Source organism: Klebsiella sp. GB_Kp047 (assembly GCF_040065235.1).
Classification (GTDB): Bacteria; Pseudomonadota; Gammaproteobacteria; order Enterobacterales; family Enterobacteriaceae; genus Klebsiella; species Klebsiella quasipneumoniae.
This window is the reverse complement of sequence record NZ_JBEAJG010000028.1, coordinates 302,359-319,737: the sequence shown is the minus strand read 5'-3', so window position 1 is coordinate 319,737 and position 17,379 is coordinate 302,359. Positions and strand designations below refer to the sequence as shown.

17 protein-coding genes and 1 other RNA gene are annotated in these 17,379 nt (G+C 57.5%); 4 read left to right on the top strand and 14 right to left on the bottom strand.

Annotation, left to right across the window (positions count from 1 at the left end):
- Nucleotides 1-129 precede the first annotated feature (129 nt).
- The 6 genes from gcvH to ABLV76_RS10005 form a co-directional block, all read right to left on the bottom strand.
- Nucleotides 130-519, bottom strand: coding sequence for a glycine cleavage system protein GcvH (gcvH, locus tag ABLV76_RS10030; RefSeq protein WP_002916479.1), 390 nt, complete (start codon nt 517-519; stop codon nt 130-132).
- A 24-nt stretch (nt 520-543) separates the two neighbouring features.
- Nucleotides 544-1,638: a glycine cleavage system aminomethyltransferase GcvT gene (gene gcvT / locus ABLV76_RS10025; RefSeq protein WP_135683213.1), complete on the bottom strand. Its 1,095-nt coding sequence runs from the start codon at nt 1,636-1,638 to the stop codon at nt 544-546.
- Nucleotides 1,639-2,061: 423 nt separating this feature from the next.
- Nucleotides 2,062-3,264: an FAD-dependent 2-octaprenylphenol hydroxylase gene (gene ubiI / locus ABLV76_RS10020; RefSeq protein WP_017899791.1), complete on the bottom strand. Its 1,203-nt coding sequence runs from the start codon at nt 3,262-3,264 to the stop codon at nt 2,062-2,064.
- A 10-nt stretch (nt 3,265-3,274) separates the two neighbouring features.
- Nucleotides 3,275-4,453, bottom strand: a complete 1,179-nt coding sequence (ubiH, locus tag ABLV76_RS10015; protein WP_017899790.1) for a 2-octaprenyl-6-methoxyphenyl hydroxylase — start codon at nt 4,451-4,453, stop codon at nt 3,275-3,277.
- A complete protein-coding gene (gene pepP, locus ABLV76_RS10010; protein WP_049116103.1) occupies nt 4,450-5,766 on the bottom strand; it encodes a Xaa-Pro aminopeptidase in 1,317 nt (438 codons plus the stop codon). Before pepP ends, ubiH begins: the two co-directional genes overlap by 4 nt.
- A 23-nt stretch (nt 5,767-5,789) precedes the next feature.
- Nucleotides 5,790-6,368 (bottom strand): YecA family protein, encoded by a 579-nt coding sequence (locus ABLV76_RS10005; RefSeq protein ID WP_002916486.1) that lies wholly within the window; start codon nt 6,366-6,368, stop codon nt 5,790-5,792.
- 166 nt (nt 6,369-6,534) lie between these two features.
- On the opposite strand from ABLV76_RS10005, the gene zapA reads away from it, so the two are divergent.
- From zapA to ABLV76_RS09990, 3 genes are all read left to right on the top strand, one after another.
- Complete coding sequence (gene zapA / locus ABLV76_RS10000) at nt 6,535-6,864, top strand: cell division protein ZapA (protein WP_004205298.1); 330 nt, start codon at nt 6,535-6,537, stop codon at nt 6,862-6,864.
- A 41-nt stretch (nt 6,865-6,905) separates the two neighbouring features.
- Nucleotides 6,906-7,089: non-coding RNA, 6S RNA (gene ssrS, locus ABLV76_RS09995), on the top strand.
- A 99-nt stretch (nt 7,090-7,188) separates the two neighbouring features.
- A complete protein-coding gene (locus tag ABLV76_RS09990) occupies nt 7,189-7,785 on the top strand; it encodes a 5-formyltetrahydrofolate cyclo-ligase (protein WP_023319122.1) in 597 nt (198 codons plus the stop codon).
- Nucleotides 7,786-7,868: 83 nt separating this feature from the next.
- Here the strand turns inward: ABLV76_RS09990 and serA are convergent, their stop codons facing one another.
- The gene (gene serA / locus ABLV76_RS09985) at nt 7,869-9,101 is read right to left on the bottom strand and encodes a phosphoglycerate dehydrogenase (protein ID WP_043520934.1); all 1,233 of its coding nucleotides are present in this window, start codon (nt 9,099-9,101) and stop codon (nt 7,869-7,871) included.
- 269 nt (nt 9,102-9,370) lie between these two features.
- A complete protein-coding gene (gene rpiA / locus ABLV76_RS09980) occupies nt 9,371-10,030 on the bottom strand; it encodes a ribose-5-phosphate isomerase RpiA (RefSeq protein WP_002916495.1) in 660 nt (219 codons plus the stop codon).
- A 167-nt stretch (nt 10,031-10,197) separates the two neighbouring features.
- On the opposite strand from rpiA, the gene argP reads away from it, so the two are divergent.
- Nucleotides 10,198-11,091 (top strand): DNA-binding transcriptional regulator ArgP, encoded by an 894-nt coding sequence (gene argP, locus ABLV76_RS09975; RefSeq protein WP_002916497.1) that lies wholly within the window; start codon nt 10,198-10,200, stop codon nt 11,089-11,091.
- Between the two features lie 54 nt (nt 11,092-11,145).
- Here the strand turns inward: argP and ABLV76_RS09970 are convergent, their stop codons facing one another.
- The 6 genes from ABLV76_RS09970 to epd all read right to left on the bottom strand — a co-directional run bounded on the left by ABLV76_RS09970 (nt 11,146) and on the right by epd (nt 17,246).
- On the bottom strand, nt 11,146-11,913 hold the full coding sequence (locus tag ABLV76_RS09970) for an oxidative stress defense protein (RefSeq protein ID WP_004205295.1): 768 nt from the start codon (nt 11,911-11,913) through the stop codon (nt 11,146-11,148).
- 89 nt (nt 11,914-12,002) lie between these two features.
- On the bottom strand, nt 12,003-12,638 hold the full coding sequence (gene argO, locus ABLV76_RS09965; RefSeq protein WP_004205294.1) for an arginine exporter ArgO: 636 nt from the start codon (nt 12,636-12,638) through the stop codon (nt 12,003-12,005).
- Between the two features lie 151 nt (nt 12,639-12,789).
- Nucleotides 12,790-13,647: a small-conductance mechanosensitive channel MscS gene (locus tag ABLV76_RS09960; protein WP_017899785.1), complete on the bottom strand. Its 858-nt coding sequence runs from the start codon at nt 13,645-13,647 to the stop codon at nt 12,790-12,792.
- A 190-nt stretch (nt 13,648-13,837) separates the two neighbouring features.
- On the bottom strand, nt 13,838-14,917 hold the full coding sequence (gene fbaA / locus ABLV76_RS09955; protein WP_004205292.1) for a class II fructose-bisphosphate aldolase: 1,080 nt from the start codon (nt 14,915-14,917) through the stop codon (nt 13,838-13,840).
- A gap of 97 nt (nt 14,918-15,014) precedes the next feature.
- Nucleotides 15,015-16,178, bottom strand: a complete 1,164-nt coding sequence (gene pgk / locus ABLV76_RS09950; protein ID WP_017899784.1) for a phosphoglycerate kinase — start codon at nt 16,176-16,178, stop codon at nt 15,015-15,017.
- A gap of 39 nt (nt 16,179-16,217) precedes the next feature.
- Nucleotides 16,218-17,246: an erythrose-4-phosphate dehydrogenase gene (gene epd / locus ABLV76_RS09945; protein WP_004205289.1), complete on the bottom strand. Its 1,029-nt coding sequence runs from the start codon at nt 17,244-17,246 to the stop codon at nt 16,218-16,220.
- Nucleotides 17,247-17,379: the final 133 nt, after the last annotated feature.

Genomic DNA, 17,379 nt, shown 5'->3' with positions numbered 1-17,379 from the left:
AACGTGCGGTGAATCGTGATTGTCTGACTAGTTTGCCCGGCAAGCGCTGATGCTTACCGGGCCGGAATACGCAAAATCATTCGCGCGGCAGGAAGCCAACGCCCCTGCAGCGTGAAGGATGACGCGTATTTATTCGTCTTCTAACAGAGCTTCATACGCGGCGGCATCCAGCAGCGCGGCAACCTGCGCTTCGTCGCTGGCTTTGATCTTGAAGATCCAGCCGTCGGTGTACGGGTCGCTGTTGACCAGTTCCGGCGAGTCGTTCAGCTCTTCGTTAACGGCAACGATTTCACCGCTAATCGGGGCATAAATATCGGAAGCCGCTTTCACGGATTCGGCAACCGCGCAATCGGCGCCCGCTTCGACGGTGGCGCCCACTTCCGGCAGATCAACGAATACCATATCGCCCAGCAGCTCCTGCGCATGCTCGGTGATCCCGACGGTATAGGTACCGTCCGCTTCTTTACGCAGCCATTCGTGTTCTTTGCTGTATTTCAGTTCTGCTGGTACGTTGCTCATCAATTCATCTCCAAAAAAGGGAAATCACACAATGGCTTTGCCATTGCGTACAAAACCAGGTTTAGTCACTTTTACCGGCATTTCACGGTTACGAATTTGCACCACCGCGGTGTCGCCAATCCCGGCCGGCACGCGAGCCAGCGCGATGCTGTAGCCCAGCGTCGGCGAGAAGGTGCCGCTGGTGATAATGCCTTCTTTTTGGTTACCGTCGCTATCGGTAAAGCGCACCGGCAGGCCGCCGCGCAGGACGCCTTTCTCAGTCATCACCAGGCCAACCAGCTGTTCGGTGCCCTTTTCACGCTGCATCTCCAGCGCTTCGCGACCGATAAAGTTACGATCCGCCGGTTCCCAGGCGATAGTCCAGCCCATATTCGCCGCCAGCGGAGAGACGCCTTCGTCCATCTCCTGGCCATACAGGTTCATTCCGGCCTCCAGGCGCAGGGTATCGCGCGCGCCGAGACCGCATGGCTTAACGCCAGCGTCCAGCAGACCGCGCCAGAAATCCGCCGCCTGCTCGTTCGGCATGGCGATTTCATAGCCCGCTTCGCCGGTATAGCCTGTGGTGGCGATAAACAGCTCGCCGGCCTGCACGCCGAAGAACGGCTTCATACCTTCCACGGCCTGACGCTGCGCGTCGGTAAACAGCGTCGCCGCCTTCGCTTTCGCCTGCGGACCCTGGACCGCGATCAGCGACAGATCGTCGCGGACGATGATTTCGAGGCCGTAGGGTTCAGCTTGTTCGGAAATCCAGACGAGGTCTTTTTCGCGGGTGGCGGAGTTAACAACGAGGCGGAAATAATCTTCAGAGAGGAAATAGACAATCAGGTCGTCGATGACGCCGGCGGAGGCGGTCAGCATGCCGGTGTAGAGCGCTTTGCCTGGGGTGGTGAGCTTCGCCACGTCGTTGGCCAGCAAATAGCGCAAGAACTCTCTGGTCCGGCTGCCATGGAAATCAACGATGGTCATATGCGACACATCGAACATGCCTGCGTCGCCGCGCACCGCATGGTGCTCATCAATCTGGGATCCGTAATGCAGCGGCATCATCCAGCCATGGAAATCCACCATGCGCGCGCCGCACAGCGTGTGTTGTTCATACAACGGAGTCTGTTGAGCCATCTTTTCCTCATCGAATAAAAACGGAACCAGCCACAAGATTGTCGGCGATTTTTCGCCACGAAATCGGGTGTCGGCATCGCTGACGAACGCCGACGCAAACGTTCTCTTTTGCCTGAACTTACCACCGAACCCGGCACTAAACCATAAGCTCATTCAGGGCATCACATTAGCTTATGACTAAAATCCGCCGAAAAGCCTACAGAGTTATTGACTGGAAAAAAGCGATTTATGCCACATAAAATTAACATTAAGGCGGCACTGATTAGGGAATGATGGTGTTTTGTGCGATTTTATCGTCCTAATTTCTTTAACAAAAAAAAGGACGCATTAATAAATCTAATGCGAAAAAAGAGGTGAAATTAGAATATTTCAAATGAGGGGGAAAACCCGGCGCGCAGGCCGGGTGAAAGAAGTGTGACGCGGTTAACGTAACCAGGCAGGCAGATCGTTGAGGCCCATCGCCTGGCGAATCAGCTGCGGTTTCACGCCCGGCAGCGTATCGGCCAGTTTCAGCCCCATGTCGCGGATGAATTTCTTCGCCGGATGGCTACCGGAAAACATGTCGCGGAAGCCCTGCATGCCCGCCAGCATCAGCGCGGCGCTGTGCTTGCGGCTACGCTCGTAGCGGCGCAGATAAAGATGCTGGCCGATATCCTTGCCCTGGGCGTGCAGGCGCTTCAGTTCGTCAATAAGCTCGGCGGCATCCATAAAGCCGAGATTGACGCCCTGCCCGGCCAGCGGGTGGATGGTATGCGCGGCATCGCCGACCAGCGCCAGGCGGTGGGCGGCGAACTGGCGGGCATAGCGGCCGGTCAGCGGGAAGACTTCACGTGCGCTTTCCAGCTGGCAGAGGCCAAGGCCATTATCGAAGGCGATATTCAACGCCTGATTAAAGGTGGCTTCATCAGCCTCCTGCATCCGCTGCGCCTCCGCCGGCGACAGCGACCAGACGATCGAGCACAGATGCGGATCGCAGAGCGGCAGGAAGGCGAGGATCCCGTCGCCATGGAACGCCTGGCGGGCCACCGCCTGATGCGGCTCAGCGGTACGGATGGTCGCCACCAGCGCATGATGATGGTAATCCCAGAAAGTCAGCGGAATATCGGCTTTATTGCGCAGCCATGAATTGGCACCATCGGCGCCGATCACCAGCCGCGCGGTGAGCATGCTGCCGTCCTGCAGGCTGAGAAAGGCTTCATTCTCGCCCCACGCCACCTGCTGCAGTTGCGCAGGCGCCAGCAGGGTGACGTCGGCGCAGCGCTGCGCCTTCTGCCACAGCGCATAATGCACCACAGCGTTTTCAATAATGTGGCCCAGATGGCTGAAGCCCATGCTCTGGTCATCAAAGCTAATGCGGCCGAAGCTGTCTTTGTCCCACACTTCCATTCCGTGATAGCAGCTGGCGCGCTGGGCGACGATCTCTGACCAGACGCCGATGCGGGTCAGTAGCTTTTCGCTGGCGGCGTTAATTGCCGACACGCGCAGCGCCGGCGGCGCATCGGCGGCCAGCGGCTGCGGCTCCGCTTTCTCCAGCACCGCGACGCGCAGGCCGCTGCCCTGTAAACCGCAGGCTACCGCCAGCCCCACCATTCCACCGCCAACAATGGCAACATCAACACTTTGCACGTTCTACTCCTTAACGGGGAACCCAACCGAGGGTACGCTGCGCCAGCGCATCGCGCGCCGGGGTAAATAATTCCATGGCCATCAGACCGACATTGCGCCCCGCCACCAGCGGCGTCCAACGGTTGGCAAACAGATGCACCAGCCCATCGGTCACGCCGATGGTGGCGGCTTTATCCCCTGCCCTGCGCGCCTGATAGCGACACAGCAGCGGATAATGGCCGACATCTTCGCCGCTGAGATGGGCGTCAGCGAGCAGCTCCGCCAGGCTCATCACATCGCGCAGGCCGAGATTAAAGCCCTGCCCGGCAATCGGGTGCAGCGTCTGCGCCGCGTTGCCGACCAGCGCCAGGCGGTGCGACACCGCGCGGCTGGCGGTGGTGAGAGCCAGCGGATAGACGCTGCGCTTCCCGGCGTGAGTAATGCGCCCCAGCCGCCAGCCGAACGCCTGCTGCAGCTCCTGACAAAAACGTTCGTCAGACCAGCTCAGCACCTCATCGCGGCGCGACTGCGGATGACACCACACCAGCGAGCAGCGCCCTTGCGACATCGGCAGCATCGCCAGCGGGCCATGCTCGGTAAAACGTTCGAACGCGCGGCCTTCGTGGGGCAGCGCGGTGCTCACGTTGGCGATAATCGCCAGTTGCTCATAGGGCTGCTGTTGCCAGCTGATGCCGCAGCGGGCGCCCAGCGACGAACGCGAACCGTCCGCCGCCACCAGCAGCTTACCGCTGATCGTTTCGCCCCCCTCAAGGGTAAGGCTGACGCTCTCCTGGCTGCGACTGACCGCTTCCACTTTCGCCGGGCAATGTAGCGTCACGCCCGGTGCCTCGCGCAGCAGGCTAAACAGTCGCTGGCCGACATCGTGGAGTTCAACCACCTGACCCAGCGCCGACAGGCTATAATCCGCCGCCGCCAGATTCACAAAACCAGCATGGCCGCGGTCGCTGACGTGTACCCGCTGGATAGGCGTCGCCCGCTCGGCGAGACGTTGCCAGACGCCGATGCGCGCCAGTTGCTGGCAGGTGCCGGCGGCCAGGGCGATCGCCCGGTCGTCGAAGCCGGGATGGCGAGCCGACTGGGGATCCTGCGCCTCAATCAGATGGACCGGCAGCGCGCCGCCGGTCATACGGGAGATGGCCAGGGCGAGCGTCGCGCCGGTCATCCCGCCGCCGACAATCAGCACGCTCATGACTGGCGCGCCGCCGCCATCAGCGCCTCGATCTCATCTGCCTTCTTCACCACGCCGGCGGTGAGATTTTCGTTGCCGTCTTCAGTAATCACGATGTCATCTTCAATACGAATGCCGATGCCGCGATACTGCGCCGGTACGTCGGCGTCGGCGGCGATATACAGCCCCGGCTCGACGGTCAGCACCATTCCCGGTTCCAGGACGCGCGAACGGTCGGTGTCGTAATTACCGACATCGTGCACATCCAGCCCCAGCCAGTGGCTCAGACCGTGCATAAAGTACGGGCGGTGGGCGTTGTTGGCGATCAGCTCGTCAACCTCGCCTTTGAGGATCCCGAGCCGCACCAGGCCGGTGATCATGATGCGCACCACTTCCTGATTCACCTGGCAGATTGAGGTGCCCGGGCGGTAGAGTTCCAGCGCGGTCTCCAGCGATTCCAGCACGATATCGTAGATTTCGCGCTGCGGCTGGCTGAATTTGCCGTTCACCGGGAAGGTGCGGGTAATGTCGCCGGCGTAGCCGCGATACTCGCAGCCGGCGTCAATCAACACCAGATCGCCGTCGCGCAGTTCAGATTCATTTTCGGTGTAGTGCAGAATGCAGCCGTTTTCGCCGCCGCCAACGATGGTGTTATAGGAGGGGAAACGCGCGCCGTGGCGATTGAATTCATGAAGAATTTCGCCTTCCAGCTGATACTCGAACATGCCTGGGCGGCATTTTTCCATCGCCCGGGTATGGGCCAGAGCGCTAATTTCACCGGCGCGGCGCATCACGGCCAGCTCTTCCGCCGATTTGAACAGGCGCATCTCATGCACAATGGGCCGCCAGTCGATGACCGAGTTCGGCGCCTGCAGGTTCTGGCGCGAGCCTTTGCGAAGTTTTTCGAGGGCGTTGAACACAATCTGATCGGCATAGGCATATTCGCCCTGGGCGAAATAGATAGCGTCCAGACCGTTGAGCAGCTGATACAGCTGCTGGTTGATTTCGCTGAACGCCAGCGCCCGGTCAACGCCAAGCTTCGCCGGCGCGGCTTCCTGGCCCAGACGGCGACCGAACCAGATCTCAGCGGTCAGATCGCGAACCCGGTTGAACAGCACGCTATGGTTGTGGGTTTCATCGCTTTTAATCAACACCAGCAGCGCTTCCGGTTCGTTGAAGCCGGTGAAGTACCAAAAATCGCTGTTCTGCCGGTAGGGATATTCCGAATCTGCACTGCGTACCGCTTCCGGTGCGGCGAAAATCAGCGCCGCGCTGCCTGGCTGCATCTGCGCCAACAGCGCCTGGCGACGCGAGAGAAATTCCTGCTGAGTCATGACGCCCCCTGAACGAATTTTAGTTAGTGTAATGTCGGTTTGCGGACTTCCGGTGCGGTTGGCTGCTGACGCGCAAAGGTGTCGTGGCACAGCAGTGCGGCAACGCGGACATACTCGATAATCTCCTCCAGAGACATCTCCAGCTCTTCCTGATCTTCGTCTTCATCGTAGCCCAGCTGGGCAATATTACGCAGATCGTCAATCGCTTCCCCGGTTTCGTCTTTCACTTTATCCAGCTTCGGCTGGCTCACGCCAAGGCCAAGAAGGAAGTGGTTGACCCAGCCGGCGAGAGCGTCGGCGCGATCAAAGACGCTCACCGCATCGCCTTCCGGCAGATACAGTTGAAAGAGGAAGCCGTCGTCATCCAGTGAGTCGCTGATGGCGGAATGCATGTTACGCAGCGCCTGGGCCAGCTCATGGCCGAAGGCGAGACCTTCGTTGGTCAGGTCGTGCACCAGCGGCTGCCAGCTGCTGTCCGTGTTGCCGCCGCACAGCAATCCGCTGATCAAACCGTGCATCTCGGCCGGGGTAAGCCCTACCCCTTGTTGGTTCAGTAACTGGTCTACATCGTTGTAACCAGGCATTTCGTTCTGTATAGACATGCGCATTCGTCATCGTTGGGAGGAATATTCATGGTATGCTACCACTTTGGACCCTGGTGAACCAGAATAGGGCTTGTATCTTCGCACCAGGGTAGCTATAGTGTCGCCCCTTCGCAGACCCGGGTCAGGGTGTGAAGGCAGCGCAGTCAATCAGCAGGAAGGTGGCATGTCTGCACAACCCGTAGATCTCCAAATTTTCGGCCGTTCACTGCGAGTGAATTGCCCGCCTGAACAAAGGGATGCCCTGAATCAGGCAGCTGAAGACCTTAATCAGCGGTTGCAAGATTTAAAAGAACGCACTAGAGTCACAAATACTGAGCAGCTGGTCTTCATCGCCGCGTTGAACATCAGCTATGAGTTGACTCAGGAAAAAGCGAAGACCCGCGACTACGCTTCCAGCATGGAGCAGCGCATTCGCATGCTTCAGCAGACCATCGAGCAAGCATTGCTTGAGCAAGGTCGCATAAGCGAAAGACCAGGGTCGAAGTTTGAATAACACTTTGCAGTTAACTGTGTTAGAGTAACTCTAGGAACAAAATTTCTCTGAGATGTTTGCAAGCGGGCCAGTCCCCTGAGCCGATATTTCATACCACAAGAATGTGGCGCTCCACGGTTGGTGAGCATGCTCGGTCCGTCCGAGAAGCCTTAAAACCGTGACGACACATTCACCTTGAACCAAGGGTTCAAGGGTTACAGCCTGCGGCGGCATCTCGGAGATTCCCTTCCTCACTTCGCATTATTCCCCCACACCTGTTTTCGGCTGACGCCGCACTGTATTACACTGCTTTCTATTGTTTCGCCTGCTCGCCATGAGACCTGCATGACCCTACAGCCCGATACCCTGCTTTCCCGCCAGCATATTCGCCAGCAGATCCGCGAGCGTCGACGCGCGCTCAGCCCTGAGCAACAGCGGCAGTTTGCCCTGCAGGCCGCAGAGCGAATGATGGTCTGGCCGCCGGTGGTTCTCGCCCAAACCGTGGCGCTGTTTCTCTCCTTTGACGGCGAGCTGGACACCCAACCGCTGATTGACCAGCTCTGGCGGGCCGGCAAGCGGGTGTATCTCCCGGTGCTGCATCCGTTTAGCCCCGGTAACCTGTTGTTTTTACATTACCATCCGCAGAGCGAACTGATAGTGAATCGCCTGAAGATCCGCGAACCGAAGCTCGACGTGCGCGACGTGCTGCCGCTCGCTGATCTCGATGTGCTGGTCACCCCGCTGGTGGCCTTCGATGCCGGCGGACAACGGCTGGGGATGGGTGGCGGTTTTTACGACCGGACGCTGCAAAACTGGCAACAGTATCGCCTGCAGCCGGTGGGCTACGCGCACGACTGCCAGCAGGTGGACGCCCTGCCGAGCGAAGAGTGGGATATCCCGCTGCCGGCGGTGATCACCCCGGGCAAAACCTGGTGTTGGTAGGTACGTGAGGAGAAGAATTTCAGCCTGGAAGGTGTTAACAAAAAAACGGGCAGGCACGCGACCTGCCCGAGAGGCAAAAATGGTTAGAACAGCAGACGGGCGCGGATAGTCCCCGGGATCGCTTTCATCGCCTGCAGCGCCTGCTGGGCAACATCTTCTTCCGCTTCGATATCAATAACCACGTAACCCATCTGCGGCGACGTTTGCAGATACTGGGCGGCAATATTGATGCTCTGCGCGGCGAAGATCTGGTTGATGGCGGTCAGGACGCCCGGCCGGTTCTCATGGATGTGCAGCAGACGGCGTCCACCGTGCAGCGGCAGAGAAACTTCCGGGAAGTTGACCGCCGACAGGGTAGACCCATTGTCAGAGTACTTCGCCAGCTTGCCGGCCACTTCCAGACCGATGTTCTCCTGCGCTTCCTGAGTGGAGCCACCGATATGCGGCGTCAGGATCACGTTATCAAACTCGCACAGCGGCGAAGTGAAGGGGTCGCTGTTGGTCGCGGGTTCGGTCGGGAAGACGTCGATCGCCGCCCCGGCCAGATGCTTACTCGCCAGCGCATCGCATAGCGCCGGAATATCCACCACGGTACCGCGGGAAGCGTTGATCAGCAGCGCGCCCGGCTTCATCAGCGCCAGCTCTTCCGCGCCCATCATATTTTTGGTGGAGGCGTTTTCCGGCACGTGCAGGCTGACCACATCACTCATGTTCAGCAGGTCGGAGAGATGCTGTACCTGAGTGGCGTTGCCCAGCGGCAGTTTATTTTCAATATCATAGAAGAAGACATGCATCCCCAGCGATTCCGCCAGAATGCCGAGCTGGGTGCCGATGTGGCCGTAACCGATAATCCCCAGTTTCTTGCCGCGCGCTTCAAAGCTCCCCACCGCCAGCTTATTCCATACGCCGCGATGCGCCTTAGCATTGGCTTCCGGCACGCCGCGCAGCAGCAGCAGCAGCTCACCGATCACCAGCTCGGCCACCGAACGGGTATTGGAGAATGGCGCGTTAAACACCGGAATACCGCGCTTCGCGGCGGCGTCCAGATCGACCTGGTTGGTACCGATGCAGAAACAGCCGACGGCAACCAGTTTTTCCGCCGCGGCGAAAATCTCTTCAGTCAGGTGGGTACGGGAACGCAGGCCGATGAAATGGGCATCACGGATCGACGCTTTCAGCTGTTCGGAATCCAGCGCGCCTTTATGAAATTCAATGTTGGTGTAACCTGCCGCGCGAAGGCTATCGATTGCCTTTTGATGCACACCTTCAACCAGCAGAAATTTAATCTTGTCTTTTTCCAGTGATACCTTAGCCATTTCCCCGTCCTGTTTTGTCTTAACTGATGTCGTGCTGAACGAAAGTTCGTCTCAGCAACATATCAAAAAAAACTATCGCGGCAATATGAACGTTTGCGTCGCCGTCCTGAAGAAATGTCATTCAGAAGGAAATGGCAGGACAAAACACCAGAAAGATAATGAACGGTAGCGCGTTAATCAGAATGGTTGCACAAATGTGACAGAAGTCACTAAATTGCGCCAGGTGAAAAAATATTTGCGAGGGAGCCGGTTGGCTCCCTGCGGACAGACTATTTTACGATGGTTTTCACACCGTCAGCGGTGCCGATCAGCGCCACGTCGGCGCCGCGGTTGGCGAACAGCCCCACGGTCACGACGCCAGGAATGCCGTTAATCGCGTTTTCCAGCGCGATAGCATCGAGAATTTCCAGGCCGTGCACGTCAAGGATCACGTTGCCGTTATCGGTCACCACGCCCTGACGGTATTCCGGACGGCCGCCCAATTTGACCAGCTGGCGCGCCACGGCGCTGCGCGCCATCGGAATGACCTCAACCGGCAGCGGGAATTTACCCAGAATATCGACCTGCTTGGAGGCATCGGCGATGCAGATAAATTTATCCGCTACCGAGGCGATGATCTTCTCACGGGTCAGCGCCGCGCCGCCGCCTTTGATCATCTGCATGTGGCCGTTGATCTCATCCGCGCCGTCAACGTAGATCCCCAGGCGATCGACGCTGTTGAGATCGAAGACGGTGATCCCGAGGCTTTTCAGCTTCTCGGTGGAGGCATCGGAGCTGGAAACCGCCCCTTCGATTTGCCCCTTCATGGTGCCCAGCGCGTCAATAAAATGGGCCGCCGTCGAGCCGGTGCCTACGCCCACAATGGTCCCTGGCTGTACGTATTGCAGCGCCGCCCAACCTACCGCTTTTTTCAGTTCATCCTGCGTCATAATTATGGTCCGAGATGTGAATGCCTGTGGCGCATTATAGAACATCGACAGTGGAAATGTCCCTGCGATGCAGATCACACAACAGAGCAGACCAATTTCGTCTGTATCAAATAAAAATTTATGTCATAGTGCGAGATAACGATTAGTTATGGGGGCACGCCAGAATAATGAAACGACCGGACTACAGGACACTACAAGCGCTGGACGCGGTGATTAGAGAACGAGGATTTGAGCGCGCCGCGCAGAAGCTATGTATTACCCAGTCCGCCGTCTCACAGCGTATTAAGCAACTGGAAAATATGTTCGGCCAGCCGCTGCTGGTACGTACCGTGCCGCCGCGCCCAACCGAGCAAGGGCAAAAATTGCTGGCGCTGTTGCGCCAGGTTGAACTGCTGGAGGAAGAGTGGCTGGGGGACGAGCAGACTGGCTCCACGCCGCTGCTGCTGTCGCTGGCGGTGAACGCCGACAGTCTGGCGACCTGGCTGCTGCCGGCGCTGGCTAATGTGCTGTCGGACTCCCCTATTCGTCTCAACCTGCAGGTGGAAGATGAAACCCGCACCCAGGAACGCCTGCGCCGTGGCGAAGTGGTCGGCGCGGTAAGTATCCAGCCACAGGCGCTGCCAAGCTGCCTGGTGGATCAGCTCGGCGCGCTCGATTACCTGTTTGTCGCCTCAAAAGAGTTTGCGCAACGCTATTTCCCCAACGGCGTAACGCGCTCGGCGCTGCTGAAAGCGCCGGTCGTCGCTTTCGATCATCTGGATGATATGCATCAGGCATTTCTGCAGCAAAACTTCGACCTGCCGCCGGGTAGCGTCCCCTGCCATATCGTCAACTCGTCGGAAGCCTTCGTCCAGCTGGCGCGCCAGGGCACCACCTGCTGCATGATCCCCCATCTGCAGATCGAAAAAGAGCTCAACAGCGGCGAGCTTATCGACCTCACTCCCGGCCTGTTTCAGCGCCGTATGCTTTACTGGCACCGCTTTGCCCCGGAAAGCCGCATGATGCGCCGGGTGACCGATGCGCTCATCGACTACGGCCACAAGGTACTGCGTCAGGATTAAGCCGCGGGCATAAAAAAAGCCACTTCGCTGAAGTGGCTTTTTTGTTTCTATCGCTTACTGGGCCGGTTTCGGCGCTTCAGCCGGTTTCGCCGGCGTGGCCGGGGCCGCAGCCTGCGCCGGCTGCAGTTCAAACACGACGTCGACCTGGTCGTCAAACTGGATTGTGGCCTGCTCGTAGGTTTCCTGGGCGGAAACCGGCGCAGCGTCAGCGGCCTTCATCATGCGAACCATCGGGCTCGGCTGATAATTAGAGACGTGGTAGCGCACGCTGTACACCGGACCCAGCTTGCTGTGGAAACCTGCGGCCAGCTCCTGCGCCTGATGCACGGCGTCGTCGATCGCCGCTTTACGCGCTTTATCTTTGTAGGCGTCCGGTTGCGCAACGCCCAGCGAGACGGAGCGAATTTCGTTCAGACCGGCTTTCAGGGCGCCGTCCAGCAGACCGTTGAGTTTATCCAGCTGGCGCAAGGTCACTTCGACAGTGCGCACCGCGCGGTAGCCTTTCAGAATGCTTTTCCCGTTCTGATAGTCGTAATCAGGTTGGGTGCGCAGATTCGCCGAGTTGATGTCTTTTTTCGCAATGCCGCTCTTTTCGAGGAAAGAGAGGTATTGCGCAACGCGATCGTCAGCCTGTTTTTTTGCCGATGCGGCATCTTTTGCCGCCACGTTCACTTCGATCGCCAGGGTGGCGATATCCGGAACCGCAGCAACGCTTGCTGTGCCTGAAGTCACAATATGCGGACCGTCCGGCAATTCGCTGGCCTGTGCCGCCATCGTGCTAAATCCGAGTGTTGCCGCCAGGGCTAAGACTTTTAACTTCACTGTCGTTTCTCCATGTTACTTAAATCGCCCTTACGGGACGCATGCCAGCAAGCTTAGCGCGTACAGCGGGAAAGTCCATCGGACAACGCTTAGTTGAGCAACGCCTGGATATGGCCGACGCCCTCTTTTGCCAGCTGAAACGCAATAAACCACATGACGGCGCCGACCACAATGTTGATGATCCGCTGGGCTCTGGCGGTACGTAGCCGCGGCGCCAGCCATGCGGCCAACAGCGCCAGACCAAAGAACCACAGGAAAGAGGCGCTAATGGTTCCCAGCGCAAACCAGCGCTTCGGCTCCATCGCCAGCTGGCCTCCCAGGCTGCCCAACACCACAAAGGTATCCAGATAAACGTGCGGATTCAGCCAGGTGACCGCCAGCATAGTGATAATGATTTTCCAGCGCCCCTGCTGCATCACCTCGGCGCTGGCGAGCTCAAGATTCTGGCTGAACGCTGTTTTCAATGCGCCAAAGCCGTACCACAGTAAAAAGGCCACGCCGCCCCAGGTCACGAGCGCCAGTAGCCAGGGGGACTGCATCAGCAGCGCGCTGCCGCCAAAAATGCCGGCGCAGATCAGCAGCAAGTCGCTGACGGCGCACAGCAAGGCAATCATCAGGTGATACTGACGACGGATCCCCTGGTTCATCACGAAAGCATTTTGGGGGCCAAGCGGCAAAATCATTGCCGCCCCCAGGGCAAGGCCCTGAAAGTAATAGGTAAACATGAGGATTTTTCCGCTGTGTTCGAGAGTGGCGCTGACTATAACGCGAATAAATTATTAGCGGAAATTGAAAGTATTAATCATTAATAAGCAAAGCTAATAATGAGCCATTAAAAAAGGCCGGCATCGCCGGCCTGAGTCACTGAGTGGCCATTTACTCGGCTTTTTCCGGCAGACGCACCACATGAACATCCATCTGCGGATAAGGGAAGCTGATGCCGTTGGCGTCAAATTCACGCTTGATGCGCTCGAGGATATCCCAGTAGACGTTTTGCAGATCGCTGCTTTTGCTCCAGACGCGCACCACGAAGTTCACCGACGAGGCGCCGAGTTCGTTCAGGCGAACCGTCATTTCCCGATCGCGCAGAATACGATCGTCAGATTCGATAATCGAGGTCAGGAGCTGCTTCACCTTGTCGATATCGGCATCGTAAGAGACGCCGATAATAAACTCATTGCGGCGCGCCGGTTCACGGGAGAAGTTAATGATGTTGCCGGCGATGATTTTGCCGTTCGGCACCACCACCACTTTACCGTCGGCGGTACGCAGGGTAGTGGAGAAAATCTGTACGTTAAGCACCGTACCCGCTACACCACCAAGGTCGACATACTCGCCGGCGCGGAAAGGGCGGAACATCACCAGCAGTACGCCAGCCGCGAGGTTAGACAGTGATCCCTGCAGCGCCAGACCGACGGCTAAACCCGCGGCGCCCAGCACCGCAATGACCGAGGCGGTCTGCACGCCCACGCGTCCCAGGGCGGCAATCAGCGTAAAGGCGATAACCGCATAGCGCACCAGCGCGGAGAGGAAATCGGCAACGGTGGCGTCAATTTTACGCGCCAGCATCAGGCGGTTGACGGTATTAGAGACGACGCGCGCCACGATCATCCCGACGATCAGGATAGCGATAGCCGCGACGATGTTGACGGCATAGCTCAGCAGCAGCTCCTGGTTGCGTGCCAGCCACGTCCCGGCGTGGTTGATGCTATCGACAACGTTCAAATCTTCCATTTAACATTCCTTATGAATCCCCCAGGGGGAAGTAAATAACTCAGCCTGCGACAGGGCAGTCAGGTTATAGGGTAAACAATAAGTGCACGTTTTGCCAAATGGATCACAGTTTTCTGCTGAGCTATCCTGTTGTTAAGATAATAAAAAAGCCCGCATTGCTGCGGGCTTCGGGGTAAGAAACAGATTTTTCTTACAGAACGTCGATCGCGTTCAGCTCTTTAAATGCCTGCTCCAGACGAGTCACCATGGAAGTCTGTGCAGCACGCAGCCATACGCGCGGGTCGTAGTATTTCTTGTTCGGCTGGTCTTCGCCTTTCGGGTTGCCCAGCTGGCCCTGCAGGTAAGCTTCGTTCGCTTTGTAGTACTGCAGGATACCGTCCCAGGTTGCCCACTGGGTGTCGGTATCGATGTTCATTTTCACTACGCCGTAGCTGACGGAGTCTTTGATTTCCTGAGCGGAAGAACCGGAACCGCCGTGGAAGACGAAGTTCAGGCTGTTGTGCGGCAGGTTGTGTTTCTTGGAAACATATTCCTGAGAATCGCGCAGGATAGTCGGGGTCAGAACGACGTTACCCGGTTTGTACACGCCGTGTACGTTACCGAAGGAAGCGGCGATAGTGAAGCGCGGGCTGATTTTGCTCAGCTCGGTGTAAGCGTAATCCACGTCTTCCGGCTGGGTGTACAGGGCGGAAGCGTCCATGTGGCTGTTGTCCACGCCGTCTTCTTCGCCACCGGTGCAACCCAGTTCGATTTCCAGGGTCATGTCCATTTTGGCCATGCGCGCCAGGTATTTAGAGCAGATTTCGATGTTTTCGTGCAGGGACTCTTCAGACAGGTCGATCATGTGAGAAGAGAACAGCGGTTTGCCGGTAGCGGCGAAGTGTTTTTCACCCGCGTCCAGCAGGCCGTCGATCCACGGCAGCAGTTTCTTCGCGCAGTGGTCAGTGTGCAGGATAACCGGCACGCCGTAGTGCTCAGCCATCTGGTGCACGTGGTGCGCGCCAGAGATAGCGCCGAGGATAGCAGCACCCTGAGGAACGTCAGTTTTCACGCCTTTACCTGCGATGAACGCTGCGCCGCCGTTAGAGAACTGAACGATAACCGGAGAGCGTACTTTCGCAGCAGCTTCCAGAACGGCGTTGATGGAGTCAGTCCCTACGCAGTTTACCGCCGGCAGTGCAAAGTTGTTTTCTTTCGCTACCTGGAACACTTTCTGAACGTCGTCGCCAGTGATGACGCCCGGTTTTACGAAATCAAAAATTTTAGACATGTTACTTAGTCCTGTATCTGTATCTTCGACCGTTGAAGAAGGTTCGCGAGCCCTTAAGCGCGCTGAAAAACAGGCGGGTTTCCCCGCCTGAACTGAATTACTGCTTAGCGCGCTCTTCGAGCATCGCTACTGCCGGCAGGACTTTGCCTTCGACGAATTCAAGGAACGCGCCGCCGCCAGTGGAGATGTAGGAAATTTTGTCAGCGATGCCGAACAGATCGATCGCTGCCAGGGTGTCACCGCCGCCGGCGATGGAGAAACCTTCGCTGTCCGCGATAGCGTTAGCCACGATTTCAGTCCCTTTACGGAAGTTCGGGAATTCGAATACGCCAACCGGGCCGTTCCACAGAATGGTTTTGGCGTTCTTCAGAATTTCAGCCAGTTTCTGTGCGGAAACGTCGCCAAGGTCCAGAATCTGCTCATCATCTTTGATGTCGTTAACAGATTTCAGAGTCGCCGTTGCGGTTTCGGAGAACTCGGTCGCGACGCGAACGTCAGTCGGAACCGGGATATCGCAGGTGCTCAGCAGGCGCTTGGCTTCATCAACCAGGTCCGCTTCGTACAGGGATTTGCCGACGTTGTGGCCCTGGGCGGCAACGAAGGTGTTAGCGATACCGCCGCCGACGATCAGCTGGTCAGCGATTTTAGACAGGGAATCCAGCACGGTCAGCTTAGTAGATACTTTAGAACCACCGACGATAGCGACCATCGGACGAGCCGGCTCTTTCAGCGCTTTACCCAGCGCGTCCAGTTCAGCGGCCAGCAGCGGGCCTGCGCACGCCACGTCAGCAAATTTGCCGATACCGTGGGTGGAAGCCTGCGCGCGGTGCGCGGTACCGAAGGCGTCCATCACGAACACGTCGCACAGCGCGGCGTATTTTTTGGACAGCGCTTCGTCGTCTTTTTTCTCGCCTTTGTTGAAGCGAACGTTTTCCAGCACCACCAGCTCGCCGGCAGCCACTTCAACGCCGTCCAGGTAGTCTTTAACCAGACGTACCGGGCTGGACAGTTTGTCTTTCAGGTAATTAACAACCGGCAGCAGAGAGAATTCTTCGTTGTACTCGCCTTCGGTCGGACGACCCAGGTGGGAGGTTACCATCACTTTCGCGCCCTGCTTCAGCGCCAGTTCGATGGTCGGCAGAGATGCACGGATACGCGCGTCGCTGGTTACTTTCCCGTCTTTAACTGGTACGTTCAGATCCGCACGGATAAAAACGCGTTTACCAGCCAGATCCAGATCGGTCATCTTAATTACAGACATGGTGAATCCTCTCGTTGATTCATAAAGTTTTGTCGACGTTTACGCGTCGAACCTGAAACCAATAGCCGCCATCGCTAACGTCGTGTCGAGCATTCGGTTAGCAAAGCCCCATTCGTTATCGCACCAGACCAGCGTTTTGATCAGATGCGCGCCACTGACCCGGGTTTGCGTGCCATCAACAATAGCACTGTGCGGATCGTGGTTAAAATCTGTCGAGACCAACGGTAATTCCGTATAGTCAACTATACCATGAAATGCACCTTGTGCTGCTTTTTGCAGCAACTGGTTGACTTCACATGCTTTTACCGGTTTTTTAACCGTCACGCTCAGGTCAATTGCCGTCACGTTTATCGTCGGCACCCGCACGGCAATCGCTTCAAAACGGTCGTTAAACTGCGGGAAAATACGGGTTATCCCTGCCGCCAGTTTGGTATCCACCGGAATGATCGACTGGCTGGCCGCGCGGGTACGCCGGAGATCCGGATGATAGGCGTCAATCACCTGCTGGTCATGCATCGCCGAGTGAATGGTGGTGACGGTACCGGACTCGATGCCATAGGCATCATCTAACAGTTTAATGATCGGAATAATGCAGTTGGTGGTACAGGAGGCGTTGGAGACAATACGGTGCTCGGCGCGGAGTTCATCCTGATTGACGCCATACACCACCGTCGCGTCGAGGTCGTTGCCGCCGGGATGGGAGAAGAGCACTTTCTTCGCCCCCGCCTGCAGGTGCGCCTCACCGTGCTCACGGCTTCCGTAAACGCCGGTGCAGTCGAGCACCACGTCTACCGCCAGCTCGCGCCAGGGCAGCGCCGCAATGGTCGGCTCGTGCAGCAGACGGATGGCATCATCGCCAACAAACAACTGCTCGCGCTCCTGACGAACATCCCAGGCGAAACGGCCATGGCTGGTGTCATATTTCAACAAATGCGCGATGCCCGCAGCATCCGCCAGCTCATTGATTGCCACCACGGTGATTTCCGCACGGCGCCCGGATTCATATAGCGCACGAACCACATTGCGTCCAATACGACCGAAGCCATTAATCGCGATGCGAATGGTCATAGATCTCCTGCAAGGCTGTCCCTGTGATGAGGTGGCTGACAGAGTAATCCAGCTACGCTCTGAGGGAAACCTTACCAGCTGCAAACTGCGACTGATTGATTAATTGTCGAACATTTAAACGACTGAAACGCTT